The sequence below is a fragment of the Nocardia sp. bgisy118 genome (genome assembly GCF_057708605.1).
Genome location: NZ_JBYISM010000008.1, coordinates 184,768 through 209,568 on the forward strand (window position 1 = coordinate 184,768; position 24,801 = coordinate 209,568).

Consider the following 24,801-nt stretch of genomic DNA (forward strand, 5'->3'; position numbering starts at 1 on the left):
GGGTTCAGTCGCCGTCCAACTCCTTGAACGCGACCTCCATCGGGAACGGACCTGTCAGTCGCAAGGCGTCCTGATGCGTTTCGGCGAGCCGATAGGTGCGACTCGCCCAGTCCAGTCGGTACTCCTGAACGATCTTCACGCGACGCTCGGCGTCGAGGTGCACCACCAGATAGAGCGGAATCCCCTCGTGCGCGTACTCGGCCCGCTTGTCGACGGTGTCGGTGTACTCCGAACCCGGTGACACGACCTCGACGACCAGCAGCGCGTCGGCGGTGGTGAGCTTGCGGTCCTCCTCGACGCACCGGTGCAGTACCACATCGGGCCTGCGGAAGGAGAACCCAGGACTACCCGGCCTGCCGTTGACGTAGTGCATCTCGAAATCGGTGACGACTCCGGTGCACGGTTCGGCCGGGCGCGTCCGCTCCAAAGCGTTGGCCAGCCGCCGAGCCACATTGTTGTGCTGGAAACTGCCACTGCGGCAGAAGATGACATGACCGTCGAGCACTTCGATCTGACGCTGCACATCCTCCGGCAGCGCGTCGTAGCCCGCCTCGGTGATGAGCAACGCACCCGGATCGGTCGCCCACGCAGGCAGATTGCTCATGCCTGCGCCTCGCTGACGCTCGGCTCCGGCATGCGCATAGCGCGCTGGCACATGATTCGCTCACTCCGTTCGCTCAACGGCCCACCTCAGGTCGGGAAACGGTCTCGCCGATACTATCCCGCCGAGACCGCTCCCAACCGGCCGCGAAGCCGCGCCGCAGCGCCCCTAGGCGACGAGGCAGGGGGCGGCGCCGGTGGCGGGGTCGGCGGTGAAGGGTCGGGTTTCGGGGGTGGGGTTCCAGAGGCCGTCGGTCTGGGCGTAGTTCCAGGAGGGGCCGTGGTGGACGAGGGTGGCGACGGCGGCGACGAGGCGGTCGACGTCGGCGGAGGTGGTGCCGAGGCCGATGCTGGCGCGCAGCGCGCCGTCGAGGCCGAGGCGGGCGAGCAGCGGGTGCGCGCAGAAGCGACCGTCGCGCACGCCGATGGCGTGCTCGGCCGAGAGATAGGCGGCGACGTGACCGGGCGCGAAACCGGCGACGGTGAAGGCCACGATGCCGACCGAGTCGGGGCTGTCGGACCAGATGCGCAGCGTCTCGACGCCGGGGATGGCACACAATCCGTCGCGCAGACGGTCGGCGAGCAGGCGCTCGTGGGCGGTCAGCGTCTCCGGGCCGATCGCCGCGAGCGCGTCGCAGGCGGCGGCGAGCGCGGCCACGCCGAGCACGTTCGGCGAACCCGCCTCGTGGCGTTGCGGCGCGGGCGCCCACTCGGTGCGCTCGGCGCTCACCGCGCGGACCGCGCCGCCGCCCGCGAGATAGGGCTCGGCCTTGTCGAGCCAGTCGCGGCGGCCGACGAGCACGCCCGCACCGAACGGGGCGTACAGCTTGTGGCCCGAGAAGGCGAGGTAGTCGATCCCCTTTTCGCGCAGACTGATTCGCCGGTGGGGGGCGAGCTGGGCCGCGTCGACCAGAATGCGCGCGCCGCACTGGTGCGCGATGTCGGCCAGCCGCTCCAGCGGCAGCACCTCGCCGGTGACATTCGACGCCCCGGTGACCGCCAGCAGCGCAGCGGGCTTGCTGCACAGCTCGGCCACCAGCGACCGGATGGTCTCGGCGACGGTGTCGGCGGCGCGCACCACGCGGCGACCGTTTCGCGTCCAGGGCAGGAAGTTGGCGTGATGCTCGATATCGAGCACCACCGTGTCACCGGGCACACACGCGGCGAGCAGGTTCAGCGAGTCGGTGGTGTTGCGGGTGAACACCACCACCTGATCGTCGGCGGCGTCGAGGAAACGGGCGACCGAACCGCGCGCGGCCTCGTAGCACTCGGTGGAGATGCGGGAGGCGTAGCCCGCGCCGCGGTGCACGCTGGCGTAGTAGGGCAGCAGCCGCTGAATCCGGTCGGTGACCGGGGCCAGCGCGGGCGCGCTGGCGGCGTAGTCGAAGTTGGCGTAGGTGCGGGTTCCGCCCTGGACGAGCGGCACCGGCAGGTCGTCACCCGACACGCGGGCGAGGGCGGCACAGGTCTGGCCCACAACAGCAGTCATCACGTGATCCCGTCGGGTCAGGGACTCGCAATCGGGAGATTCGCCGAGTCCGCGCTTGCCGCGCCCGGTCGGACGGCGGCCAGGTCGTCACCCGGAGCACCCCACCGCGGAGGAGGGTTGCCGACCAGCTAGCCGGGGCTTTGCGCTGATACTCGTGACCTGTTCCGAGACTGACAGACCGCCCGCCGCTCTGTCAACCGCCGGATTTCGCGGCCGAAAGTCGGTTGCGCCGGGCAGCGAACTGCGTTCCACTCGAGGGGTGACGCCCTCCCTGCTGATCGGCTTCGTCGGCTTGTGCGTCCTGCTGTCGCTCACGCCGGGGCCGGATTCGTTTCTGGTGCTACGCTTTTCGATCGTGGACGCCCGTCCCGGCATCGCCGCGGCGGTGGGTTCGGCGCTCGGTGGCCTGGTGTGGGCGGTGATGGTGGCCGCGGGGGTCGCCGCACTGCTGGAGCAGTCCGCGACGGCATATCGCGCGCTGAAAGTCGTCGGCGGAATCTATTTGGTGTACTTGGGAATTCGCACGCTGGTGGAGTTGCGCAAGCGACGGGCGCGCTCCGATGCCGAGCTCGATTCCGGCGCGTCGGCAGGCGGCGCGAAAGCCGGTGCGCCGACGGTTCGCTCGGCGTTCACGGCGGGCGTCGTCTCGTGTCTGTTCAATCCCAAGGTCGGCCTGTTCTACCTGGCCGTGCTGCCCCAGTTCATGACCGAAGTCACGTTCCTGAACACCCTCGCGCTCGGCGCGGTCGAATGCACCGTCGCCGCCGTCGAAATGATCCTGCTCGCCCTGCTCGCCTCCCGCGCGGTGGCGTTCTTGCGCAGCCCGAAGGTCAGCGATCGGCTCGAGCAGGCCAGCGCGGGCATTCTGACCGCGCTCGGTCTCGGGACCGCGGCCTCGGCGGCCTAGCGACGTGCCGATCGCAGGCACACCGCGCGCCGCTGCCGCGCCCGGGGATTCACCGATACCGCGGGTACCGTGGTCAGTTGGTCACCGTGGCGTTTGCCAATCGGTAACCCTCATGTGAAACAACCGTCGGGAAATGCAAGGCAGGTCTATGAGAGGTGGGCCGGACGTGATGCTCCAGCCGCAGGTAGAAGCCGCGGCGGGCGAGAGCCCGACGACCGGAAGGTCGCAGTCCGACCCCCTGCTGCGTGGCGCGGCAACGCCCCCGCCGCGGACTCTCGTCGACATCCTGACGGCGACCGCGCAGACCCATCCCGACGCGCACGCCCTCGACGACGGCGAGATCCTGATCACGTATCGCGAACTGCTCGCCGCGATCGAGGCCCGCGCGGCCGAGCTGTCCGCGGCAGGCGTGCGCGCCGGCGACCGAGTCGGCGTCCGAATGCCCTCGGGCAGCAGCGATCTCTACGTCACGATCCTGGCCGTGCTGTGGGTGGGCGCGGCGTACGTCCCCGTCGACGCCGACGATCCCGACGAGCGGGCCCGGCTGGTCTTCGGCGAGGCGCGAGTCAGCGCCGTCGCCACCGCCGACGGTATTCGCTCCGGCACCGAAACAACTACCACCGCAAAGCAATCCGATATCGCGCCACCCAGCCCCGAAGACGACGCCTGGATCATCTTCACCTCCGGCTCCACCGGCACTCCGAAGGGCGTGGCGATCACCCACCGCAGCGCCGCCGCCTTCGTCGACGCCGAGGCGCGACTGTTCCTGCGGGACGCGCCGATCGGGCCCGGCGACCGGGTGCTCGCCGGTCTCTCGGTCGCCTTCGACGCCTCCTGCGAGGAGATGTGGCTGGCCTGGCGGCACGGCGCCTGCCTGGTGCCCGCGCCGCGCGCGCTGGTGCGCACCGGCGCCGATCTCGGCCCCTGGCTGGTTCGCCGCGAGATCAGCATCGTCTCGACGGTGCCGACGCTGGCCGCCACCTGGCCCGCCGAGGCGCTGGAACCGGTCCGGCTGCTGATCTTCGGCGGCGAGGCCGTGCCGCCGGAACTCGCCGAACGCCTTGCGGGCAACGCGGATTCGGTGCGCGAGGTGTGGAACACCTACGGCCCCACCGAGGCGACCGTCGTGGCGTGCGCGGCACTGCTCACCGGCGAGCCGCCGATCCGCATCGGACTGCCCTTGGACGGCTGGGATCTGGCCGTGGTCGACGCGCAGGGCAACCCCGTCGGCGAGGGCGAATCCGGCGAACTCGTCATCGGCGGCGTCGGTCTCGGCCGCTATCTCGATCCGGCCAAGGACGCCGAGAAGTACGCTCCGCTCGCCACGCTCGGCTGGGAACGCGCCTACCGCAGCGGCGATCTGGTCCGCAACGAGCGCGCCGGTCTCGTCTTCCTCGGCCGCGCCGACGACCAGATCAAGCTCGGCGGCCGCCGCATCGAACTCGGCGAGATCGACAACGCGCTCCAGCATCTGCCCGGCGTCACCGGCGCGGCCGCCGCGATCCGAACCACCAAGGCGGGCAACAAGATCCTGATCGGCTATCTCACCGGGCCGGACGGCGATTTCGACGTGCACGCCGCGCGCGAGCTGCTCGCCGACCAGCTGCCCGCACCGCTGGTGCCGCGCCTCGCGGTGGTCGGGGAACTGCCGACCCGCACGTCGGGCAAGGTCGATCGCGACGCGCTGCCGTGGCCGCTGCCCAAGGCCGCGCCCGTCGAATCCGACGACGACGGTCTCTCCCCCACCGCGCGCTGGGTCGCCGGACTGTGGGACGCCATCCTCGGCGCCGAGGCGACCGGTCCCGATACCGATTTCTTCGACCTCGGCGGCGGCTCCCTCGCCGCCGCCCAGTTGGTCACCGCGCTGCGCGAGCGCTATCCACGCATCGCCGTCGCCGATCTCTACGACCACCCGCGCCTCGGCGCGCTCGCCGACCTGCTCGATGCCAGCGCACCGGCCGCCGCGGTCGAGGAACGCACGGTGCGTCCCACCCCGCGCCTCGCCCAGTGGGTGCAAGTGCTCGCCACGGTGCCGCTGACCACCCTGACCGGCTTGCAGTGGCTGACCTGGCTGGCCATCGTCGGCAATGTCGCGGCCTGGTCGGGATCGCTGCCCTGGCTGCCCCGGCTGTCCTGGTGGTGGGCGCTGATCGCGTTCCTGCTGTTCATCACCCCGCCCGGCCGGATGGCGCTGTGCGTGGCGGGATCGCGCGCCCTGCTGCGTGGCATCACGCCCGGCAGCTATCCGCGCGGCGGCTCGGTGCACCTGCGGCTGTGGGCGGCGGTGCGGCTGTCCGAGGCGAGCGGCGCGGAGAACCTGTCCGGCGCACCGTGGATGGTGCCCTTCGCGCGGGCGCTCGGCGCGCGCATCGGCAAGGGCGTCGACCTGCACACGCTGCCGCCGGTGACCGGGATGCTCGAACTGGGCGACGGGTGCAGCGTGGAACCCGAGGTCGACCTCTCCGGCTACTGGATCGATGGCGATCTCGTGCACATCGGCCCGATCGTCATCGGGCAGGGCGCGGTGATCGGCGCGCGCTCGATCCTGCTGCCCGGCACGAAGATCGGCAAGAACGCCGAGGTCGCCCCGGGCTCCGCGGTCTCGGGCAAGGTGAAGGCCGAGCAGGAATGGGCGGGCTCCCCCGCGGTGAAGGTCGGTCGCGCGCGGCACCGCTGGCCCGCGCAAAGACCGGCGCGCGCCCCGCACTGGGTCGTGATCTTCGGCATCACCTCGATGGCGCTCGCCGCCCTCCCGATTCTCGGTCTCGGCGCGGGCGGCGCGTTCCTGGCCTGGTGGGTGCGGGACACCGTGACGCTCACCGGCGGACTGGTCCGCGCCTTCGCGATGCTGCCGGTGGCCATGCTGGTCACGCTCGGCGTGTACGCGGCGGCGACCGTCGTCCTCGTGCGCCTGTTCGCCATCGGGCTGACCGAGGGCTACCACCCGGTGCGCAGCCGCGTCGGCTGGCAGGCCTGGGCCACCGAACGGCTGCTCGACGCCGCCCGCAATTTCCTGTTCCCGCTCTACGCCAGCCTGCTGACGCCGCTGTGGCTGCGCCTGCTCGGCGCGAAGGTCGGCAAGCACGTCGAGGCGTCGACCGTGCTGCTGCTGCCGAAGTTCACCACGGTCGCCGACGGCGCGTTCCTCGCCGACGACACCATGATCGCGAGCTACGAACTCGGCGGCGGCTGGCTGCGCATCGGCGAGGCCAAGGTCGGCAAGCGCGCCTTCCTCGGCAACTCGGGCATGACCGCGCCGGGCCGCAGGGTGCCGAAGAACGGTTTGGTCGCCGTGCTCTCGGCCGCGCCGTCCAAGGCCAAGGCGGGCTCCTCGTGGCTCGGCAGTCCGCCGGTGCGGCTGCGCCGCGCCTCCGAAACCGCCGACACTCGCCGCACCTTCGATCCGTCGTGGCGGCTGCGGGTGGCGCGGGCCGTGGTGGAGACGTGCAGGCTCGTCCCGGTGCTCGTCACCTTCGGCATCGGGCTGGGCGTGCTCTTCGCGCTGGCCTGGCTGGCCCAGCGGATCGGTCATTTGCCCACCGCCCTGCTCAGCGGTGTCGTGCTGTTGGTCGCGGGCGCGGTGGCCTGCGGCAGCGCCGTGGCCGCGAAGTGGTTGCTGGTCGGCCGGATCCGGGCCGAGGAGCACCCGCTGTGGAGCTCGTTCGTGTGGCGCAACGAGGTCTCGGACACGTTCGTGGAAATGGTCGCCGCGCCCTGGTTCGCCCGCGCGGCGACCGGAACGCCGGTGCTGAATCTCTGGCTTCGCGCACTCGGCGCGCGCATCGGTCGCGGGGTATGGTGCGAGTCCTACTGGTTACCTGAGGCGGATTTGGTGACACTCGGCGACGGCGCCACGGTGGAGCGTGGCTGCGTGGTGCAGACCCATCTGTTCCACGATCGAATCATGGCCATGGACACCGTCACCCTCGGCGCGGGCGCCACCCTCGGGCCGCACTGCGTCGCCCTTCCCGCCGCCGGACTCGGCGCGGGCGCGACGGTCGGCCCTGCCTCGCTCGTCATGCGCGGCGACACGGTGCCCCCGTCGACCAGGTGGTGGGGCAACCCGATCGCACCGTGGACCCGGCGCACGGACGACCCCGGCGAGGAGGGCTGATGGGTGAGAAGTTCTACGCGGCCCCCATCGACGACTACCTGCCACAGAACGGCAACCGGGGCTATCGCGTCTCGCGGTACGAGCTGGAACTGGTCTACAAGGTCGCCAGCAATCGGCTGACCGGCCGCGCCGAGATCACCGCGGTCACCACCGCGGTCCAGCCGCGCTTCGGTCTGGATCTCTCGCAGGCGCTGACCGTGTCGAAGGTGTTCGTGAACGGCGCCAAGGCCGGCAAATACGTGCACCAGCACGGCAAGCTCGTCGTCACGCCGCAGCAGCGGATTCCGGCGGGCGGCGTGCTCTCGGTGGTCGTCCAGTACGCGGGCGTACCGAAGCCGGTGCGCGGGCCCTGGGGCGAGGTCGGCTGGGAGGAGTTGTCCGAGGGCGCGCTGGTGGCCAGCCAGCCCAACGGCGCGGCGTCCTGGTTTCCCTGCGACGACCACCCCAGTTCCAAAGCCAGCTACCGCATTTCGGTGACCACCGACAGCCCGTACTACGCGCTCGCCAACGGCACCCTGGTGCGCAAGCAGACCAAGGCGAGCCAGACCACCTGGGTGTACGAACAGCCGGAGCCGATGTCGAGCTACCTGGCCACCATCCAGATCGGGCCGTACCGCAAGTACCGCGTCGGCGCGGTGCACGGACCGGTGCCGATGCACGCGATCGTGCCGCCCCGGCTACGCGCGGAGTTCGAGCACGACTTCGCGCGGCAAGAGCGGATGATGGAGGTCTTCACCGAACGGTTCGGCCCGTACCCGTTCGGCGGGTACACGGTGGTGATCACCGACGACGACCTGGAGATCCCGATCGAAGCCCAGGGCATCTCGGTGTTCGGCGCCAACCACTGCGACGGCCGCCGCGGCTCCGAACGGCTGGTCGCGCACGAACTGGCGCACCAGTGGTTCGGCAACAGCCTGACCTTGCGGCAGTGGCGCGACATCTGGCTGCACGAAGGCTTCGCCTGTTACGCGGAATGGATCTGGTCGGAGGCATCGGGAGGGCCCTCCGCCGATCAACTCGCCCGCGCCGCCCGGCACAACCTGGCGAGAGAACCGCAGGACATCGTCATCGGGGACCCGGGGCCCAGGCACATGTTCGACGACCGGGTGTACAAGCGCGGCGCGCTCACCTTGCACGCGCTGCGCCTCGAACTCGGTGAGCCCGGCTTCGCCGACCTGCTGCACGAATGGGTGCGGCGCTATCGGCATTCCTCGGTCACCACTGAGGAGTTCACCGATCTGGCCGGGCACTACAGCCTGGTGCCGCTGCGCCCGCTGTGGGACAGCTGGCTGCGCGACGAACCGCTGCCCCAGCTGCCGCCCCTCGGTGGGCAGGCCGGCGCGCGCTGAGCTCAGAACACGAGGTAGCGGGTAGCGAGCTCCTCCACGAGCGGGTCGTCCTCGGCGACGCTGTCCAGGGCGTCCAGGTCGGCCGCCACCGAAATCTGCCTCGGGTCGTCGTGTTCGTTGTCGGGAGCGTCCTCGGCCAGCTGGCGCAGCAGCTTCGCACGCACCCGCGTCTTGAGTGAATCGGTCATATCGAGAGCTTGCCCGTTGCCGAGCGGGGGAATCCGGCCAGCCGGCGCAGCAGCTTCGCACGCACCCGCGTCTCGAGTGAATCGGTCATATCGAGAGCTTGCCCGTTGCCGAGCGGGGGAATCCGGCCAGCCGGCGCAGCAGCTTCGCACGCACCCGCGTCTCGAGTGAATCGGTCATACCGAGAGCTTGCCCGTTGCCGCGCGGGGGAATCGCGTAGACCGTCGCACGCTCAGTCCGTCATCAGCGCAGGCCAAGGCTCCGCTCAAACGGGCGCCAGCCAGGTGCCCCACGGAGTGTTGCGCAGCACCGAGTACACGACGAAAAGCGCGAGCACCGTCCACATGAACGGGCGCGGCAGGTCGGGGACGCGGGGGCGTTCGCCGCGCCACGCGCGCACCGCCCAGTCGCCGACGAACACCGCGAAGGCGAGCAGCAGCGGAATGGCGAGCAGGTTGCTGTGCAGCGAGTCCAGCAGGCGGCCGTCGGTGAGGTTGTGCACGGCGCGCATGCCACCGCACCCCGGGCAGTACAACCCGGTCAGGCCGTAGACCGGGCAGATGCCGTAGGAACCCTCCACGTGCGGATCGCGGAAGTGCAACAGGACCACCGCTCCGATACCCGCTCCCGCCGCGAGCGCAGGCAACCCGAGCGCGCGCCACCCCGTGCGCCGCACCCGCTGCTGCGGCGGGAACGGGGGCTGGGCGGCGAGGTGCGTGGTCTCCACGAGAATCCACGGTAGCCGGGGCGCGCGGCTTCCCGCTACCGGCAGCGGAAGGCACGAAAGCCGGTGTCACACGGTGCCGCGACGGGTTGCCGTCGACAGCGAGCGGAACGCCGAGCTCGGCTATCGCGAGGCGGCGTCCGCCAGCACCGCCGGGTCGACGAAGGACGGGTCGCGCGGCGCGGCCGTGCGGTAGGGCCCATCGGAATCGTCGCCCCAAGACTCTTCCTCCTCGGCCAGACGCTCGACCATGCCGAAGAAGCGGTTCTCGACCGGACGCAGGCCCGTGACGGCTGCGGTCAGGTCGATCGCTCCGGAAAACCGTGCCCCGCTGTCGCCCACCGACAACACGGACAGCCACCCGTCCCAGTCGGGATCCGGCAGACCGCCGCTGGTCTCCGCCCAGAACAGCACCGCGTCTTCGCCGGGTTCGGTCCTGAACGCCCCGGCCGCGGCGAACATCAGCAGCGCCGTGTGCACACTCGACTCCACGTAGCCGAGGTGGAACAGGTACGCCTCCAGCGCGCCGTCGCGGTGCAGCAGCACGGTGTCGTGCGGGCGCCCGGCGCAGGACTCACGCACCCGCTCGGCGAAGAACCTCCGCGGTGTCCGACCGACGACGGCGCTCTCCCATTCGGAGCCGGCTCGGCGGCCGTCCCAGAACCACCCGTCGAACATCGCTTCCGGATTGGCGATGGCGTCCGGTCCCGGCGCCGGGGTGTCCAACCACCTCTCGAAACCCTCGCGCGACATCGGGATTCTGGTGGCCAGCATGAAGCTGTCGGTCACACCTCTCTCCTCACCCATCCGGGAATCTCCCTGTGCGCGTACAGAATGCCCCGCGCCGGGGACATCCTGGCGACAGTCGATGGGTGCGGCGGCCGTCGTCGGCGCGCATCCATCCGGATCGGGCGGACCGCGCCGAACGAAGCCGGGCTTCGGACTGATAACGATCGGATACCGCCGATAGCGACGCGCGTCCGGACTGCGATGTACCGGATGTGACCGTTCGATCCGTGTGCACTCCGGGAGAGACTTCGCTCGCGCGCGATGTTTCTCCCCTCGAGCAGAGTTCACCGGACCGAATATTGGGTATCCACAGATATGCGCCAGGATTTCCGCCATAGAGCGCTTGCACTTGCAAGCACTTTGCTTGCACCGTACTGTGGCGGATGACACAAAGGAGTGCACAATGCTGGTGACGTCGATGAAGACACTGGCTGGGATACGCGGCGCCGAACCGCTCACCGCGGCCTATCGGGCCGGACTGCGATCCCGTAAGTTCGCGACAACTTCGCTGAACAAGCCGACAGTGCCCTGCGAAACGATTCCGGTCACCACCGTCGACGGCGCCCAGCTCCGAGTGCACGCCTACGGACCTGCCGACGGCGAAATCATCGTGCTCATCCACGGGTGGAGCTGCTGCATCGAGTACTGGAACCCGCAGATCAACGCACTCGCGGACCGTTACCGCGTGATCGCCTACGATCAGCGCGGCCATGGCGAGAGCACACTGGGACGAATCGCGCCGAGCGGCGAAACCCTCGCCGACGACCTGGCCACCGTCCTCGACGCCGCCTTGCCGCGCGGCAAGCGCGCCACCTTGGTCGGCCACAGCATGGGTGGCATCACCTTGCAGGCTTGGGCCGCCCGTTACCCGGAGCAAGTGTCTGCGCGCGCCAACGCCGTGGTGCTCGCGAACACCGCCGCCCGCGAGATCCGCCACGAGACGGATCTCCTTCCGCTGCTGAACAAGCCGCTCACGATGGCCAGCCGTCCGGTCACCGTCTTCGGCGCGGGCGTCCGCCTGCCGCTGGTGGTCGCCGAGACGCTGCTGAACGCGCCGGTGCCGCTGCCGGGCGGTCCGGTCGTGACCTCGCTCATCAAGGCCAGGTTGATGACCAAGAACGCGACCGCCGACGAGGTCGCCTTCTCGCTCGGCATCGTCCGCTCCTGCCGTCCGCTGACCCGCGGCCTGCACGCCGCCGCCCTGGCCGCGCTCGACCTCGGCGACTCGGCCAAGCACCTGACGGTCCCCACCACCGTCATCGCGGGCGAGCACGACCACCTGCTACCCGCCCGCATGAACCGCCCCATCGTCGACGCCCTCACCGCGACGGGCTCGCTGGCCGATTACCAGATCTGGCCCACCGGTCACCTCGGCAACATCGAGGCCGCCGACCGCTTCAACGCCGAAATCGACAGGATCGCCCAGAGCGCGGGCAACCACCGCGCCACCGCGGTCTGATCCGCAGAGTTGCTCCCGGGCCGGTCAACGGCGCCCGGCCCGGGAGCAACGCCCCCGTCACGCCTGCTTGAAGCGCAGGCAGCTGCGAACGAAGTCCTGGACGGGCGCGTTGCCGTCATCGATCGGATTCCACGCGACGCCCACCTGGCTGGCGGCGATGCCGACCACCGGACGGAACACCACACCGGGCCGCTGGTAGAAGCGGGCGGTGGACTCCGGAGCCAGGGCCACGCCGTATCCGTTCGCGATCGCGTTGAGCCAGTCGTCCGGATGCTTGGTGACCGCGCCGATGCGCGGCGGAACGCCCTCCCGCTCGTCGACGGCCAGCCAATAATCACGCCACCGACCGGTCGCTTGCGGGGCCGCGATGAAGGGCTCGTCGAGCAGTTCGCGGAAGGGGATCTCGTCTCGATCGGCAAGCCGGTGCGTATTCGGCAGCACCACACAGCGCGGCTCGGTGAGCAGCACCTCGACCCGCCACGATTCCTGGTCCGGAATCGGCAGCCGCAGCAGTGCCACATCCACGCTGCCCGCGGCCAGCCCCGCGGTGGGGTCCGACCATGGGCTCTGGCGCATATCGACGCGCCAGCCCAGCCTGCGATCGCCGAACGCGGCGATGATCTCCCGAGTGGCCTCGTTGGCGGCGCTGGCGAGGAAACCGACACGCAGGACGCGGGCCTCCCGCGCGGCCGCGGCATGGGTTTCGGAGAGCGCGCGATTCCAGTCGTCGAGCAGGGCGGGCACCCGCAGTGCCAGCGCGCGCCCGGCTTCGGTCAGCGTCATCCCCGCCCGCGAACGGGTGAAAAGTCGCGCCCCCAACAAGGTTTCGAGCTGCTTGATCTGCTTCGTGAGCGCCGGTTGCGACACGTAGAGCCGTTCCGCCGCGCGCGTGAGGTTCCCCTCCTCGGCGACGGCGGCGAAGTAGCGCAGCAGCCGAGTATCGACATCCATGCCGTCAGGTTATGGATACAGGTATTGGTGCGACAACGACCGCCGAATCGAGACTGAGGGAACAAGGTCGTCGCCGCCAGGAAGGTCCCCTCGTGTTCGCCCTCTACGTCACCCTGACCGCGCTCACCGCCCTCGGCGCGGCGACCGGAGCTTGGATGGACTTCGTGCGCCACCCCATTCCGGTCGCGGCGTCGAAACAGGTGCAGGTGCCGGAGTCGTGGATGCTTCCGCTGGGCGTATTGCTCGGCGCCGGAGCGCTCGGACTGGTCGCGGGATTCGTCATTCCGCCGGTCGGCATCGCCGCGGCGACCGGTTTGGTGCTCTACTTCGTCGGCGCGATCATCGCGCACCTGCGGGTCCGCGATTACCAGCTCGGCATGGCCGCGACCGCCTTCGCACTGACCGCGGCCACTCTCGCCGCCACCCTGGCGTACCGATTCGGCTGAGCCCCGCGAATACGGCGAAATCTCCTTCCGCACCGCGCACGGAGGGAGCCTCCGGTGCCGAACCGGCCTCAGGCCTCGCTCGGAGCGGGCAGCAGACCCAGCTGGGTCAGGAATGAGGCGTTGTCCGAGTAATCCCGCCCGCGCGGTCAGCGCTCGATCACCGGCAGCAGTTGGGGTCGAGAACGACGCAGAGCGCGGACAGGGAGTCGCGGCGGGCGCGATGGACTGTGTTCATGCCACGTCGCTCGGATTCGATCAGTCCCGCTTTGCGCAGTTGCGTGAGGTGATGGCTGGCGGTGGATTCGGAGACGCCGACCGCCGCGGCGAGATCGCCGCCGTTCTCCTCACCGCCGGGACTGGTGAGGAGAAGCGACAGCAGGCGAACGCGAACCGGGTCGGCGATGGCCTTGAGGCGCAATGCCACCTCCAGGGCGGCGGACTCGCCCACGGGCGCGGCGGCCACCGGGGCGCAGCACACCGGGGCGGACATGTCTATCACGGGAAGCGCCTTCGGCATGCCCCAATCGTACGCACCTTATTGACATATGTCGAAGAAGGTAGAAGACTCGGGTTGTCAGCTATTCGACATATATCGAATTACTTGGAGGTTCTGATGTCCCGCGTTCAACTCGCCCTCAATGTCGACGACCTCGATACCGCGGTCGCGTTCTACTCCACGCTGTTCCAGGCCGAACCGGCCAAGCGTAAGCCCGGTTACGCCAACTTCGCCATCGCGGAACCGCCGCTGAAACTGGTCCTGATCGAGAATCCAGGCCACGGCGGCAGCCTGAACCACCTCGGCGTGGAGGTCGAGTCCCCCGAACAGGTGCACTCCGAAATCGCGCGCCTGTCCGAGGCCGGGCTGTTCACCGAGGAGCAGATCGCCACGACGTGCTGCTTCGCCACCCAGGACAAGGTGTGGGTCAGCGGCCCCGGCACCGAACGATGGGAGGTCTACACGGTGCTCGCCGACAGTGAAACCTTCGGCGCCGCACCCGAACTCGACAGCGCCGAGGCCGTGGCCGAGTGTTGCGCGGACACATCCGCCGAGGCCGCAGCGGACTCGTGCTGCACCCCGGCGGCCAAACAAGAGGCGATCGCCTCCGGGGCCACCTGCTGCCGATAACCGAACCAGTCGAAATTGTCGACGAAGTCGTAGCGACGGCAGGGCTTGTCGCTGTGATCTTCTCGCTCGCCGTGCGCCCGATCCACGACGAGATCCGCAAGCGCGTCGCGGAGTTGGTCGGCGAGTTGCTACCGGTGCGTTGAACAGGCGGTGAGGGGCTCACAGCAGCCTCCGCCAGGAAAAAAATTGAGCCGCCTGGGGGAATCGAACCCCCGACCTTTTCATTACGAGTGAAGCGCTCTACCGACTGAGCTAAGGCGGCGTGCCTTTCGGCGACGCGAGTCTATCGTCTCCGTGGCCGGATCGCGAAAACGGGTGGTCCCGGGGGGTGCGGTCAGGCGGATTGGGCGGCCATGATGGCTGCGACCATGGCGGCGAGGGCGAAGCGGGGCTTGACGTTGAGGTCGAGGGCTTCGCGGCAGGCGAGCACGGCCTCGATGGAGCCCAGCAGGCCTTCCGGGCGAACGCGGTCGGCGAGGTCGTGGATCTGGTCGGACAGGTCGGGATGGGTGAGGACGACGCCCGAGCCCGCGCGCGCGGCGCCGAAGCGGACGGCGAGCGCGTCGCGGTACACCCCTGCTACGTCGATCAGTGCGCGATCGAGGGCGTCGCGACCGGTGCGGGTGGCGCGTGACTTCTGACGGCGCTCCAGGTCTTTCAGCACGCCCGCGGACCCTCGGGTCGCGCTCGCCGCGCCCTTGCCTGTCCCGCCCGCGCCGAGCGCGGTGGCCAGCTCCTCGCGTTCGCGTTCGTCGCGGGCCGCGCTCATCTGTTTGGCCTCGTCGTCGGCGGCCTTCACCAGTTCGTCGGCGGCGGCGTAGGCCGCGCCCGGTCGCGCGACGGCCGACACCAAGGCCAGCGCCCGCTGCCTGCGCGCCCTCGCCTCTTCGTCGGTGGCCAGCCGCCTGGCCCGCCCGACGTGACCGCCGCTGACCGAAGCCGCCCAGTTCGCGGTCTTCTCGTCGAGCTTGTCGCGCTCCTTCAACACCTGCGCGATGGCCGGGACCGAGGGCGTCACCAGGTGCACGTGCCTGCATCGCGAGCGCAGCGTCACCGAGATGTCCTCGGGGTCGACCGACGGCGCGCACAGCAGGAACACCGTGCGGTCCGGCGGCTCCTCGACCACCTTGAGCAGCACGTTCCCTGCCGCCTCCGTCAAACGGTCGGCGTCCTCGATGACCACCACCTGCCAGCGCCCGGTGCTCGGGCGACGCGAGGCGACCTGCACGATCTCGCGCATCTCCTTGGTGCTGATGCTCAGCCCCTCGGGCACCACCCGCCGCACGTCGCCGTGCGTGCCCGCCATGGTCGTGGTGCAGGCGTGGCACTTGCCGCAGCCGGGCGTGCCCGCGTCGGTGCACTGCAAGGCCGCCGCGAAGCACAGTGCCGCAATGGATCTGCCGGATCCGGGCGGTCCGGTGAACAACCAGGAGTGCGTCATCGCGCCCTCGACCACCCCGGCGCGGGCCGCGATCGCGGCAGCCGTCAGCTCGGACTCCACCGCATCCTGGCCGACCAACCGATCGAAGACTCCCGCCACGGCATACACCCTAGCCGTCCGATCCGACACGTTCCCTCGGCCGGTCACGGCCTGTCCCCGCGCGACACGCGGCATCGATCGCGAAGTCGTTGACCCGGCTCACCACGCTGACGGATGCTCGACGCGGAGGTGGAATCATCGTGAGAATCCTGTTGATCGCCGGGGACGCCGCCGAAGACCTCGAGGTCTTCTACCCCTACCAGCGCCTGCTCGAAGAGGGGCACGAGGTGGACATCGCGGCGCCGACCGTGAAGAAGCTCCAATTCGTCGTCCACGACTTCGCGGACGGTTTCGACACCTACACCGAGAAGCTCGGCCACAGCTGGCCCGCCGACCTCGCGCTGGCCGACGTCGCCCCGGAGAACTACGGCGCGCTGGTGGTGCCCGGCGGCCGCGCACCGGAGTACCTGCGCAACAACCCGGACTGCCAGCGCGTCGTCCAGCATTTCGCCGAACAACGCAAGCCGATCGCCGCCCTCTGCCACGGCCCGCTGATCCTCGCCGCGGCCGGCGTGCTCACCGGCCGCTCGTGCAGCGCCTACCCCGCCCTCGCCCCCGACATCGAGGCCGCGGGCGGCAAGTTCGTGGACAGCGAGGCGCACGTGGAGGACAACATCGTCACCGGCCGCGCCTGGCCTGACCATCCCGCCTGGATGCGCGAGTTCGTCCGGCTGCTGCGCGAATAGGCGTACCTGCGCGTTCGCTGCGGCCGTACGCGAGCTGAGGACGAACTGCGTCCGGCTGCGCGAATAGGCGTTCGCTCCGGCCGCCGACTCTCAGGAGGCCCTGGAGTAGGTGCTGTTCTGCCCGTCCAGTTCCTCGCGGATGATGTCGGCGTGCCCGGAGTGGTGCGCGATCTCGCGCAGGATGTGCAGGATCGTGAAACGCACCGTCTGCCAGATTCTTTCTGGCGTCCACGGGGCGGTCGGGGTGGGGATGGAGGTGTCGAGGCTGTCCACGGTCCGGATCACTTCGGCCGTGGCGGCCGCCACCTCGTCCCAGGTGTCGAGCAGCCCCTGCACGGTCTCGTCCGGCGCCATGACGTACTCGCCGTCGAACTGGGAGACGTCCAGGTCGGCGTGCTCGTCGCGCGTCACGATCACCGAGGTCCAGTGGCGCTCGCAGTTGATCAGGTGATGCAGCAGCCCGCCCAGGGTCAGCTCGCTGACCGTGGTGCGTTTGCGCGCCTGATCGTCGTCGATGCCTCGGACGGTGATCCGGAACAGCTCGCGCTGATCCGCCAGCATCGCGATCAGATCCTCGCGCTCCCGATCGGCCATGGTCGGTCCTTTCCCGGATACGGGCCGTACCGACCGAGGCTAACCCACGCCGAGCCCGCGCTCAGGACTTCTCTGCGGCCGTCTTCTTCGCCGCGGTCTTCTTCGCGGTGGTCGTCTTCTTGGCCGCGGCTTTCTTGGCGGTGGTCTTCTTCGCCGGGGTCTTCTTGGCCGCGGTCTTCTTCGCCGCCTTCTTCACCGGGCCACGAGCGCGCCGGTCGGCCAGCAGCTCCGAGGCGCGCGCGTCGGTGATGGACTCGACCTCGTCGCCCTTGCGCAGGCTGGCGTTGGTCTCGCCGTCGGTGACGTAGGGACCGAACCGGCCGTCCTTGATCACCATCGGCTTGCCGGTGGCCGCGTCGTTACCCAGCTCGCGTAGCGGGGCCGCGCTCGCGGCCTGCCTGCCGCGGCGCTTCGGCTCGGCATAGATCTTCAGCGCCTCGTCGAGCGTGACGGTGAAGATCTGGTCCTCCGACGCCAGCGACCGCGAATCGGTGCCCTTCTTCAGATACGGGCCGTACCGGCCGTTCTGCGCCGTGATCTCCTCGCCGGACGCCGGATCGGAGCCGACCACCCGCGGCAGCGACAGCAGTTTCAGCGCGTCGTCGAGGGTGATCGTGGCCAGGTCCATCGACTTGAACAGCGAACCGGTGCGCGGCTTGGGCGCGGCTGCCTTCTTCGCGGTCTTCTTGGCCGGCGCCTCTTCGGCGGCGGGCTCGGGCAGGATCTCGGTGACGTAAGGACCGAAACGTCCTTCCTTGGCGACGATTTCGTTCCCGGTCTCCGGGTCGGCGCCCAGCCTGCGCCCTTCCTGCGGCGTCGAGAACAGCTTCTCGGCGGCCTCGGGGCTCAGCTCGTCGGGCGGCAGATCGTCGGGCAGGTTCGCCCGCTGCGAAATCAGATCACCTTCGGGGTCATCGGGATTGACGACCATCCGCTCCAGATACGGCCCGAAACGGCCGACCCGGACCACGACGTCGCGGCCCTCGGCGTCGGTGAAGAGCTTGATCGAGTTGACCTCGCGGGCGTCGATGTCGTCGAGCTGCTCGCCGACCATCTTCTTCAACCCGCCGGAGCGCGCGACCGAACCCTCGACGCCGTGCTCGCCGCCGAAGTAGAAGCTGGACAACCAGTTTCCGCGCTGCTCCCGGCCGCCTGCGATGGCGTCGAGATCGTCCTCCATGGCTGCGGTGAAGTCGAAGTCGACCAACCTGCCGAAGTACGCCTCCAGCAGCCCGACCACCGCGAACGCCACCCACGACGGCACCAGCGCGCTACCGCGCTTGTACACGTACCCGCGGTCCAGGATCGTCTTGATGATCGAGGAGTACGTCGATGGGCGGCCGATGCCGAGCTCTTCGAGCGTCTTGATCAGCGAGGCCTCGGTGTAGCGCGCGGGCGGATTCGTGGTGTGCCCATCGGGATTCAGCTCGACCGCCGTGACGCCCTGGCCCTCTTCCAGTGCGGGAAGCCGGGATTCGGCGTCGTCGGACTGGCCGCCCGCCTCCTCGTCCACGCTCTCCACGTACGCCTTGAGGAAGCCGGGGAAGGTGATCGTGCGACCCGACGCGGAGAACACGCACTCCTCGCCGGTGCCCGCGACGCCGGTGATGCGCAGCGTCAGCGTGGTACCGCGCGCGTCGGCCATCTGCGAGGCGACGGTGCGCTGCCAGATCAGCTCGTACAGCCGGAACTCGTCATTGTCGAGCCGCGCGTGCAGCTGTCCCGGCGTGACGAAGGTGTCGCCCGACGGGCGGATCGCCTCGTGCGCCTCCTGCGCGTTCTTCACCTTGCGGGTGTACTGGCGCGGCGTGGGATGCACGTACTCCGCGCCGTAGAGCTGGGTCGCCTGCGAGCGGGCCGCGGCGATCGCCGACTCCGACAGCGTGGTCGAGTCGGTACGCATGTAGGTGATGTAGCCGTTTTCGTAGAGCCGCTGCGCCACCCGCATGGTTCGCTCGGAGGTGAAACGCAGCTTTCGACCCGCCTCCTGCTGGAGGGTGGACGTCATGAACGGCGCATATGGCTTGCGGGTGTACGGCTTGGCCTCGGCCGAGGACACCACCAGATCCGCGCCGTCGAGCGCCTCCGCCAACCGCCGCGCGTAGCCCTCGTCGAGGACGATGACGCCGTTGGTGGACTTGAGCTGCCCGTCGGGTCCGAAATCCCGGCCGGTCGCGACCCGCGCGCCGTCGACGTTCACCAGCCGCGCGCCGAAGGTCCGCGGATTGGTCGCGTCGGCCGCCTCGCCCGTGCCCGCGTCCAGCTTGGCCGCGATGTCCCAGTACTCCGCGGAACGGAACGCCATCCGCTCCCGCTCGCGCTGGACGATCACGCGGGTCGCGACGGACTGCACCCGGCCCGCCGACAAGCGCGGCATGACCTTCTTCCACAGCACCGGGCTGACCTCGTAGCCGTACAGCCGGTCCAGGATGCGCCTGGTCTCCTGCGCGTCGACCAGATCAGGATCGAGCTCGCGGGTGTCCGCGGCCGCGGCCTGGATGGCGGGCTCGGTGATCTCGTGGAACACCATCCGGCGCACCGGCACCTTCGGCTTCAGCGTCTCCAGCAGATGCCAGGCGATAGCCTCGCCCTCGCGGTCGGGGTCGGTGGCCAGATACAGCTCGTCGGCGTCCTTGAGCAGGCTCTTGAGCTCGGTGACCTTGGCCTTCTTGTCCGGGCTCACCACGTAGATGGGCTCGAAATCGTTGTCCACGTCCACGCCCAGGCGCGCCCACGGCTGCCCTTTGTACTTGGCGGGCACGTCCGCCGCACCGCGCGGCAAGTCCCGGATGTGGCCGACGGAGGCTTCCACCGTGTAGTTGCGGCCCAGATAGGGCGCGATCTTGCGCGCCTTGGTCGGGGACTCGACGATCACGAGACGACGCAGGGGACGGCCCTGGTCGGCTGCACCGCGGTCTCGTGTTGCCACCGGCGAAAACACCTTTCCTTCTCGACCCGCGCGGCGCGCTGGTGCGCGTTTGTGCACGGTTTGGGGCAAGCGGCGGCGACGCTGACATCGCTACCAGTCACGTTTATACCTTGACGCTGGCTGTGGTCGAGGCTTGCGACCCGAACCACTGAGCGTACGTGATCACTGCCGATCAGTATGCCCTGTTGTTTGCCGCGCTGGTACGCGTGCATTCGGCTGGTGCCACTCGTCCCCCGAGTAATGGGGACGCGCGGCTGTTGGATGGTTTCTCCGTTGTATACGGAGTGAGGGGGCGGCCGGATGTGTGGTCGGGCGCCAATCCCTATGGACGTCAAGCGGCTTCGGCGCGTTTCGGGGCTGGGGCTGATGCGCGCGGTTCCGTTCGCGACCGGCGTGCCGGCGCTCGGCCGTGGGGCGAGCCGAAGCCGATGAACTCCGCTGCGGCGAACATGCGGCACCGTGCAGCCAACAAACCGATCGACCAGGCGCCGAACGGAGGTCGGCCACTCGGTCGGCGGACGACCCCGAGGCGCCGATCGGGTTGCCGTTAGGTCCTCGAGCTGCGGTTTTGCGTCACCGACCGGCTCCACGTGGGAATGCGCGCTTCCTCCGGAGCGGCGCGAGGGTTCGCGAACCGCCCCTTTCGGGCGCCAGCCGATGGGAAGTCGTACCGATTGGTACGGCGGGGCATTTTGTTCATATTTTTCACGAACAGAATGCCCTTTTCGACCTACCCCGGATATAGCTCGTCCCCCACCTCCGGTCACCGGTGGTGGGGGACGAGCTGTGGATCAGCGTCGCTCAGCTGAGCGCGCGAACTCCAGTGGCCTGAGGGCCCTTGGTGCCCTGGCCAACCTCGAACTCGACCTTCTGGTTCTCCTCGAGGGTGCGGAAGCCCGTCCCCTGGATCTCGGAGTAGTGGACGAAGACGTCAGCGGAGCCGTCCTCCGGCGCGATGAAGCCGAACCCCTTCTCCGCGTTGAACCACTTCACAGTTCCCTGTGCCATTCTGTTCCTTCTCTTTTCTTACCGGAACGGCGGACAACTGGGTTCGTCCACCGGGTCCGTTCCGACCGCTGTACTCTTGGTTCCCCCTGCAGGAAAGCACCAAGCACACCGTTCGCAACATCGATCCTGCTGACGGTTTGGACTTTGGATCCGTCCCTCGAACACAGAAGCTTGCGACCAGGAACTAGTGAACCATGTCTTCGAGCAATTCAACAGTCGAGTTACCGACAATTTGCAAAAAAGTTGATCTTGCGAATGCGCAGGTGAGGGACACAATGCTCGAATCCGTACTTCAGGTTCGTTTGCCCTTGGATAACCGGGACGGCATCTGGCAAACCAGCTGTGACCCAGGTCGCTATTTGGTATCGAAATGGCTGGTGAGCCTTCCCAACCACACACGTTTCACACTTTCCTCGCGTGTCGGGATCGCCACACCGTGAATCCAACCGACCAGGTGGCGCGAAACGGGCGCGGCAGCGGCCCCGGATACGGGCGATCGTTGCTGAACCGTGTCCAAACAGAGGGCCTGGATGCCGATCCCCGGCTGACGCACGTCGTAGAGCTGCCCGCGCGGCCCGCGGGCGTCACCGCGTGGCCGGATTGGGCGGCTCCTGACGTCGTCGAGGCGCTGCGCAACACCGGGATAGCGGCGCCCTGGACACATCAGACCAAGACCGCCGACCTGGCGGCGTCGGGGCGGCATGTCGTGGTGAGCACGGGAACCGCGTCCGGTAAATCGCTCGGCTACCAATTGCCCGTGCTGACCGCACTACTGGAGGACCCGAAGGCAACCGCCCTCTATATCTCTCCCACCAAGGCGCTCGGCGCTGATCAACTGCGCGCGATCGGCGCGCTCACGCACGAAGGCCCGCTGCGGGATGTGCATCCGGCGACGTACGACGGCGACACACCCGCCGAGATCCGCCAATGGGTGCGGGCGAACGCGCGGTGGATCTTCACCAACCCGGACATGCTGCACGTCGGCATGCTGCGTTCCCATCAGCGCTGGGCCAGGGTGTTCCGCAGGCTGCGCTACGTCGTCGTCGACGAATGCCACGCCTATCGGGGCGTCTTCGGCTCGCACGTCGCCCTGGTCCTGCGCAGGCTGCGGCGGATCGCGGCCCGCTACGGCGCCGATCCGGTCTTCGTGCTGTGCTCGGCGACCACCGCCGAACCCTCGGCCGCGGCGTCCCGGCTGATCGGCGCGCCCTGTGTCGCCGTGACCGAGGACGGTTCGCCGCAGGGACCGCGCACCGTCGCGCTGTGGGAGCCGCCCCTGCTCACCGCGCTGACCGGCGAGAACGGCGCACCCGTTCGCCGCTCGGCGACCTCGGAGGCGGCGCGGATCATGGCCGACCTGGTGGTCGAGGGCGCGCGAACGCTGACCTTCGTCCGTTCCAGACGCGCCGCCGAACTCACCGCGATGGAAGCACGCAGGCTGCTCGCGGAGGTGGATCCGACGCTCGCCGAGCGGATCGCCGCCTACCGCGCGGGCTACCTGGCGGAGGACCGGCGCGAGCTGGAGACCGCCCTCTCCGACGGTTCTCTGCTCGGCGCGGCCAGCACCAACGCGCTGGAGCTCGGCGTGGACATCGCGGGCTTGGACGCGGTGGTGATCTCCGGTTTTCCCGGCACCGTCGCCTCCTTCTGGCAGCAGGCAGGCCGGGCGGGCAGGCGCACCCAGGGTTCGCTCGTCGTGCTGGTGGCCAGGGACGATCCGCTCGACACCTTCCTCGTGCACCATCCCGAGGCGTTGCTGGACAAGCCGGTCGAGGCCACCATCACCGACCCGCGCAATCCCTATGTAGTGGGACCGCAGCTGTTGTGCGCGGCGCTCGAACTGCCGCTCACCGACGCCGAAGTGGACGAACTCGGCGCACAAGAGGTCCTCGCCGACCTCGCGGCCGAGGGCCTCATCAGGCGTCGCGTGGCAGGTCGGGACGGCGCCGCGCGCTGGTATGTGACCGCGGATGCGCACCCGCACGACAACGTCGACGTGCGCGGCGGCATCGGCGCGCCGGTGGCCATCGTCGACGGCGAGACCGGCAGGCTGCTCGGCACCGCCGACGCCGGGCGCGCCCCCGCCACCTTGCACCAGGGCGCGGTCCACCTGCACCAAGGCGAGACCTACGTGGTCGACGAGCTCGACCTGGACGGCGGCGTCGCGTTCGTGCACGCCGCCGAACTCGGATGGACCACCAGCGCGCGGCAGGTCACCGACATCGCCGTCGAAGCGCTCACCGAACAGCACCGGCATGGGGCCGTGACCAGCGCGTTGGCGCAGGTCACCGTGACCAGTCAGGTGATCGGCTATCTGCGCACCCTGCCCACCGGCGAGGTCCTCGACCTGGTCGAGCTGGATCTCCCGCCGCAGACCCTGCCCACCCGCGCGGTGTTCTACACCGTCACACCCGAGCTCCTCGCCGCCGCAGGCATCGACCCACGGCAAGCGCCCGGCGCGCTGCACGCCGCCGAGCACGCCGCGATCGGCCTGCTGCCCCTGGTCGCCACCTGCGATCGATGGGATATCGGCGGCGTCTCCACCGCCGAGCACCCGGACACCGGTCTGCCGACCGTCTTCGTCTACGACGGCCAACCCGGGGGCGCAGGTTTCGCCGAGCGTGGCTTCGCCCAGCTGCGCCGCTGGCTCTCGGCGACCCTGTCGGCCATCGACTCCTGCACGTGCACCGCGGGCTGCCCTTCATGCGTGCAGTCGCCCAAGTGCGGTAACGGCAACCATCCACTCGACAAGGGAGCCTCGGCACGACTGCTGGCTGCCGTACTGGCCGAGCTGAACGGGCCTGCCGAGACCGGCATTCGCGCAGGTGAAGACGCAGATCTCGGTTCGTGACGGCAGCGTCCTCCCGGCGTGACCGAAGCGCCATCTACGCGGCGGTCACCGGCTGTCGGCTGCCTCGCTCGACCCGTCCCGTCCCATACCGTCGGGGCACACCGCCCGCCCGAATAAAGAGGATTAGATTCATGTTAACTAGGGCATTGCCACGCCCCATACCACTCGACGTGCGGATTCATCGCCAAAGAATTTCCGTACCCGTGCGTAAAATAGATATCGCATCGTAATTATTCGATTATTCCTATGGCTGAATTCGTGGTTCGGAACTAACACTGACCAGTGTTCGTACACATCGGTCACTGTTCCTCTGCGACCGGTCCCGCCCGAGCAACCGCATGAACAGTCCGCACTCCGAACAGACCCATTGGTATATTCCGCGCCACCGCCACGGTCGCGTGCCATCCATCGATCCGGCACTCACTAATCCGCGATCCCATCCGCCGCGCCACCTCCTCCCCCGCCGCGCATCCCGCCTCGGCCCCGCCGTCCAATGCCCCGGCCGCCGCCAATGCCGCCAGATCCGCCTCCGCCTGCGCCCGATGCCGCGCGACGACGACCATCCCTACCTGCCCGATCACCAGCGCCGCCGCGATCAACCCGATCAGCGCCACGCAGGCGAACACCGTCGCTCCACCCCGCTCCCCTCGCTCACGACGCGATCGATCGCTCCCTTTACTTCCGCGCCCCGCCCCCAGCCCTGGCCATGACGGCGGGCAACGCAGCGCCGACCCGGTCTGAGGCACACCCACCGCCGACCGACAGCCCAACACCACGCCAGGCCGACACACACCTACAGCTGACCGGCAGCCCAACGTCGAGCCGGACCAAGGCACACCGACCCTCGACCGGCAGCCCAATACCGCGCCGGGCCCACGCACACCAACAGACGACCAACAGCCCAACGCCGCATCAGGCCGACACACGCCAGACGCTGACCGCCAGACCAACACCGCCCCAGGCCCACGCACACCAACAGACGACCAACAGCCCAACATCGCATCAGGCCGACACACGCCAGACGCTGACCGCCAGACCAACACCGCCCCAGGC

At 69.2% G+C, this 24,801-nt stretch carries 20 protein-coding genes, 1 tRNA gene and 1 riboswitch; of the genes, 8 read left to right on the plus strand and 13 right to left on the minus strand.

Features of this window, described 5'->3' with window-relative positions:
• Window positions 1–4 precede the first annotated feature (4 nt).
• Window positions 5–604 carry a Uma2 family endonuclease gene (locus tag AC3EO7_RS13070; protein WP_435591291.1) on the minus strand — a complete coding sequence of 200 codons (600 nt, stop codon included), beginning with the start codon at window positions 602–604 and terminating at the stop codon, window positions 5–7.
• Window positions 605–769: 165 nt separating this feature from the next.
• A complete protein-coding gene (locus AC3EO7_RS13075) occupies window positions 770–2,089 on the minus strand; it encodes an aminotransferase class V-fold PLP-dependent enzyme (protein ID WP_435591292.1) in 1,320 nt (439 codons plus the stop codon).
• Window positions 2,090–2,135: 46 nt separating this feature from the next.
• A riboswitch (SAM riboswitch) is annotated at window positions 2,136–2,249 on the minus strand.
• Window positions 2,250–2,348: 99 nt separating this feature from the next.
• Between AC3EO7_RS13075 and AC3EO7_RS13080 the strand changes: the two genes are divergently transcribed.
• From AC3EO7_RS13080 to AC3EO7_RS13090, 3 genes are all read left to right on the plus strand, one after another.
• The gene (locus AC3EO7_RS13080; protein WP_431967374.1) at window positions 2,349–2,996 is read left to right on the plus strand and encodes a LysE family translocator; all 648 of its coding nucleotides are present in this window, start codon (window positions 2,349–2,351) and stop codon (window positions 2,994–2,996) included.
• A gap of 148 nt (window positions 2,997–3,144) precedes the next feature.
• A complete protein-coding gene (locus AC3EO7_RS13085) occupies window positions 3,145–7,110 on the plus strand; it encodes a Pls/PosA family non-ribosomal peptide synthetase (protein WP_435591293.1) in 3,966 nt (1,321 codons plus the stop codon).
• Window positions 7,110–8,459 carry a M1 family metallopeptidase gene (locus tag AC3EO7_RS13090; RefSeq protein WP_435591294.1) on the plus strand — a complete coding sequence of 450 codons (1,350 nt, stop codon included), beginning with the start codon at window positions 7,110–7,112 and terminating at the stop codon, window positions 8,457–8,459. The genes AC3EO7_RS13085 and AC3EO7_RS13090 overlap by 1 nt, the downstream gene beginning before the upstream one ends.
• Before the next feature lie 2 nt (window positions 8,460–8,461).
• Here the strand turns inward: AC3EO7_RS13090 and AC3EO7_RS13095 are convergent, their stop codons facing one another.
• From AC3EO7_RS13095 to AC3EO7_RS13105, 3 genes are all read right to left on the minus strand, one after another.
• On the minus strand, window positions 8,462–8,647 hold the full coding sequence (locus tag AC3EO7_RS13095) for a hypothetical protein (RefSeq protein WP_431967380.1): 186 nt from the start codon (window positions 8,645–8,647) through the stop codon (window positions 8,462–8,464).
• 263 nt (window positions 8,648–8,910) lie between these two features.
• Window positions 8,911–9,372 carry a DUF2752 domain-containing protein gene (locus tag AC3EO7_RS13100; protein WP_435591295.1) on the minus strand — a complete coding sequence of 154 codons (462 nt, stop codon included), beginning with the start codon at window positions 9,370–9,372 and terminating at the stop codon, window positions 8,911–8,913.
• A 120-nt stretch (window positions 9,373–9,492) separates the two neighbouring features.
• Window positions 9,493–10,158, minus strand: coding sequence for a hypothetical protein (locus tag AC3EO7_RS13105; protein ID WP_435591296.1), 666 nt, complete (start codon window positions 10,156–10,158; stop codon window positions 9,493–9,495).
• A gap of 403 nt (window positions 10,159–10,561) precedes the next feature.
• Between AC3EO7_RS13105 and AC3EO7_RS13110 the strand changes: the two genes are divergently transcribed.
• The gene (locus AC3EO7_RS13110; RefSeq protein ID WP_431967386.1) at window positions 10,562–11,617 is read left to right on the plus strand and encodes an alpha/beta fold hydrolase; all 1,056 of its coding nucleotides are present in this window, start codon (window positions 10,562–10,564) and stop codon (window positions 11,615–11,617) included.
• 57 nt (window positions 11,618–11,674) lie between these two features.
• Here AC3EO7_RS13110 and AC3EO7_RS13115 read toward each other — a convergent pair whose 3' ends face one another.
• Window positions 11,675–12,568 carry a LysR family transcriptional regulator gene (locus AC3EO7_RS13115; RefSeq protein WP_435591297.1) on the minus strand — a complete coding sequence of 298 codons (894 nt, stop codon included), beginning with the start codon at window positions 12,566–12,568 and terminating at the stop codon, window positions 11,675–11,677.
• Between the two features lie 92 nt (window positions 12,569–12,660).
• Between AC3EO7_RS13115 and AC3EO7_RS13120 the strand changes: the two genes are divergently transcribed.
• Window positions 12,661–13,014 carry a DoxX family protein gene (locus AC3EO7_RS13120; protein WP_435591298.1) on the plus strand — a complete coding sequence of 118 codons (354 nt, stop codon included), beginning with the start codon at window positions 12,661–12,663 and terminating at the stop codon, window positions 13,012–13,014.
• Window positions 13,015–13,171: 157 nt separating this feature from the next.
• On the opposite strand, the gene AC3EO7_RS13125 is transcribed toward AC3EO7_RS13120, so the two are convergent.
• The gene (locus AC3EO7_RS13125) at window positions 13,172–13,531 is read right to left on the minus strand and encodes an Rv2640c family ArsR-like transcriptional regulator (RefSeq protein ID WP_431967392.1); all 360 of its coding nucleotides are present in this window, start codon (window positions 13,529–13,531) and stop codon (window positions 13,172–13,174) included.
• 96 nt (window positions 13,532–13,627) lie between these two features.
• Between AC3EO7_RS13125 and AC3EO7_RS13130 the strand changes: the two genes are divergently transcribed.
• Complete coding sequence (locus AC3EO7_RS13130; protein ID WP_431967394.1) at window positions 13,628–14,140, plus strand: ArsI/CadI family heavy metal resistance metalloenzyme; 513 nt, start codon at window positions 13,628–13,630, stop codon at window positions 14,138–14,140.
• A gap of 189 nt (window positions 14,141–14,329) precedes the next feature.
• Here AC3EO7_RS13130 and AC3EO7_RS13135 read toward each other — a convergent pair.
• Window positions 14,330–14,402, minus strand: a tRNA-Thr gene (locus AC3EO7_RS13135).
• Window positions 14,403–14,474: 72 nt separating this feature from the next.
• Window positions 14,475–15,680, minus strand: a complete 1,206-nt coding sequence (locus tag AC3EO7_RS13140; RefSeq protein ID WP_435591299.1) for a DNA polymerase III subunit delta' — start codon at window positions 15,678–15,680, stop codon at window positions 14,475–14,477.
• A gap of 140 nt (window positions 15,681–15,820) precedes the next feature.
• Between AC3EO7_RS13140 and AC3EO7_RS13145 the strand changes: the two genes are divergently transcribed.
• On the plus strand, window positions 15,821–16,366 hold the full coding sequence (locus AC3EO7_RS13145) for a DJ-1/PfpI family protein (protein ID WP_431967398.1): 546 nt from the start codon (window positions 15,821–15,823) through the stop codon (window positions 16,364–16,366).
• 90 nt (window positions 16,367–16,456) lie between these two features.
• On the opposite strand, the gene AC3EO7_RS13150 is transcribed toward AC3EO7_RS13145, so the two are convergent.
• The 3 genes from AC3EO7_RS13150 to AC3EO7_RS13160 all read right to left on the minus strand — a co-directional run bounded on the left by AC3EO7_RS13150 (window position 16,457) and on the right by AC3EO7_RS13160 (window position 20,897).
• A complete protein-coding gene (locus AC3EO7_RS13150) occupies window positions 16,457–16,960 on the minus strand; it encodes a mycothiol transferase (protein ID WP_435591300.1) in 504 nt (167 codons plus the stop codon).
• 61 nt (window positions 16,961–17,021) lie between these two features.
• On the minus strand, window positions 17,022–19,835 hold the full coding sequence (gene topA / locus AC3EO7_RS13155) for a type I DNA topoisomerase (RefSeq protein WP_431967455.1): 2,814 nt from the start codon (window positions 19,833–19,835) through the stop codon (window positions 17,022–17,024).
• An 855-nt stretch (window positions 19,836–20,690) separates the two neighbouring features.
• Window positions 20,691–20,897 (minus strand): cold-shock protein, encoded by a 207-nt coding sequence (locus AC3EO7_RS13160; RefSeq protein WP_019044597.1) that lies wholly within the window; start codon window positions 20,895–20,897, stop codon window positions 20,691–20,693.
• A 436-nt stretch (window positions 20,898–21,333) separates the two neighbouring features.
• Between AC3EO7_RS13160 and AC3EO7_RS13165 the strand changes: the two genes are divergently transcribed.
• Window positions 21,334–23,748: a DEAD/DEAH box helicase gene (locus AC3EO7_RS13165; RefSeq protein ID WP_435591301.1), complete on the plus strand. Its 2,415-nt coding sequence runs from the start codon at window positions 21,334–21,336 to the stop codon at window positions 23,746–23,748.
• A 299-nt stretch (window positions 23,749–24,047) separates the two neighbouring features.
• On the opposite strand, the gene AC3EO7_RS13170 is transcribed toward AC3EO7_RS13165, so the two are convergent.
• A complete protein-coding gene (locus AC3EO7_RS13170; RefSeq protein WP_435591302.1) occupies window positions 24,048–24,362 on the minus strand; it encodes an Rv3654c family TadE-like protein in 315 nt (104 codons plus the stop codon).
• Window positions 24,363–24,801 lie beyond the last annotated feature (439 nt).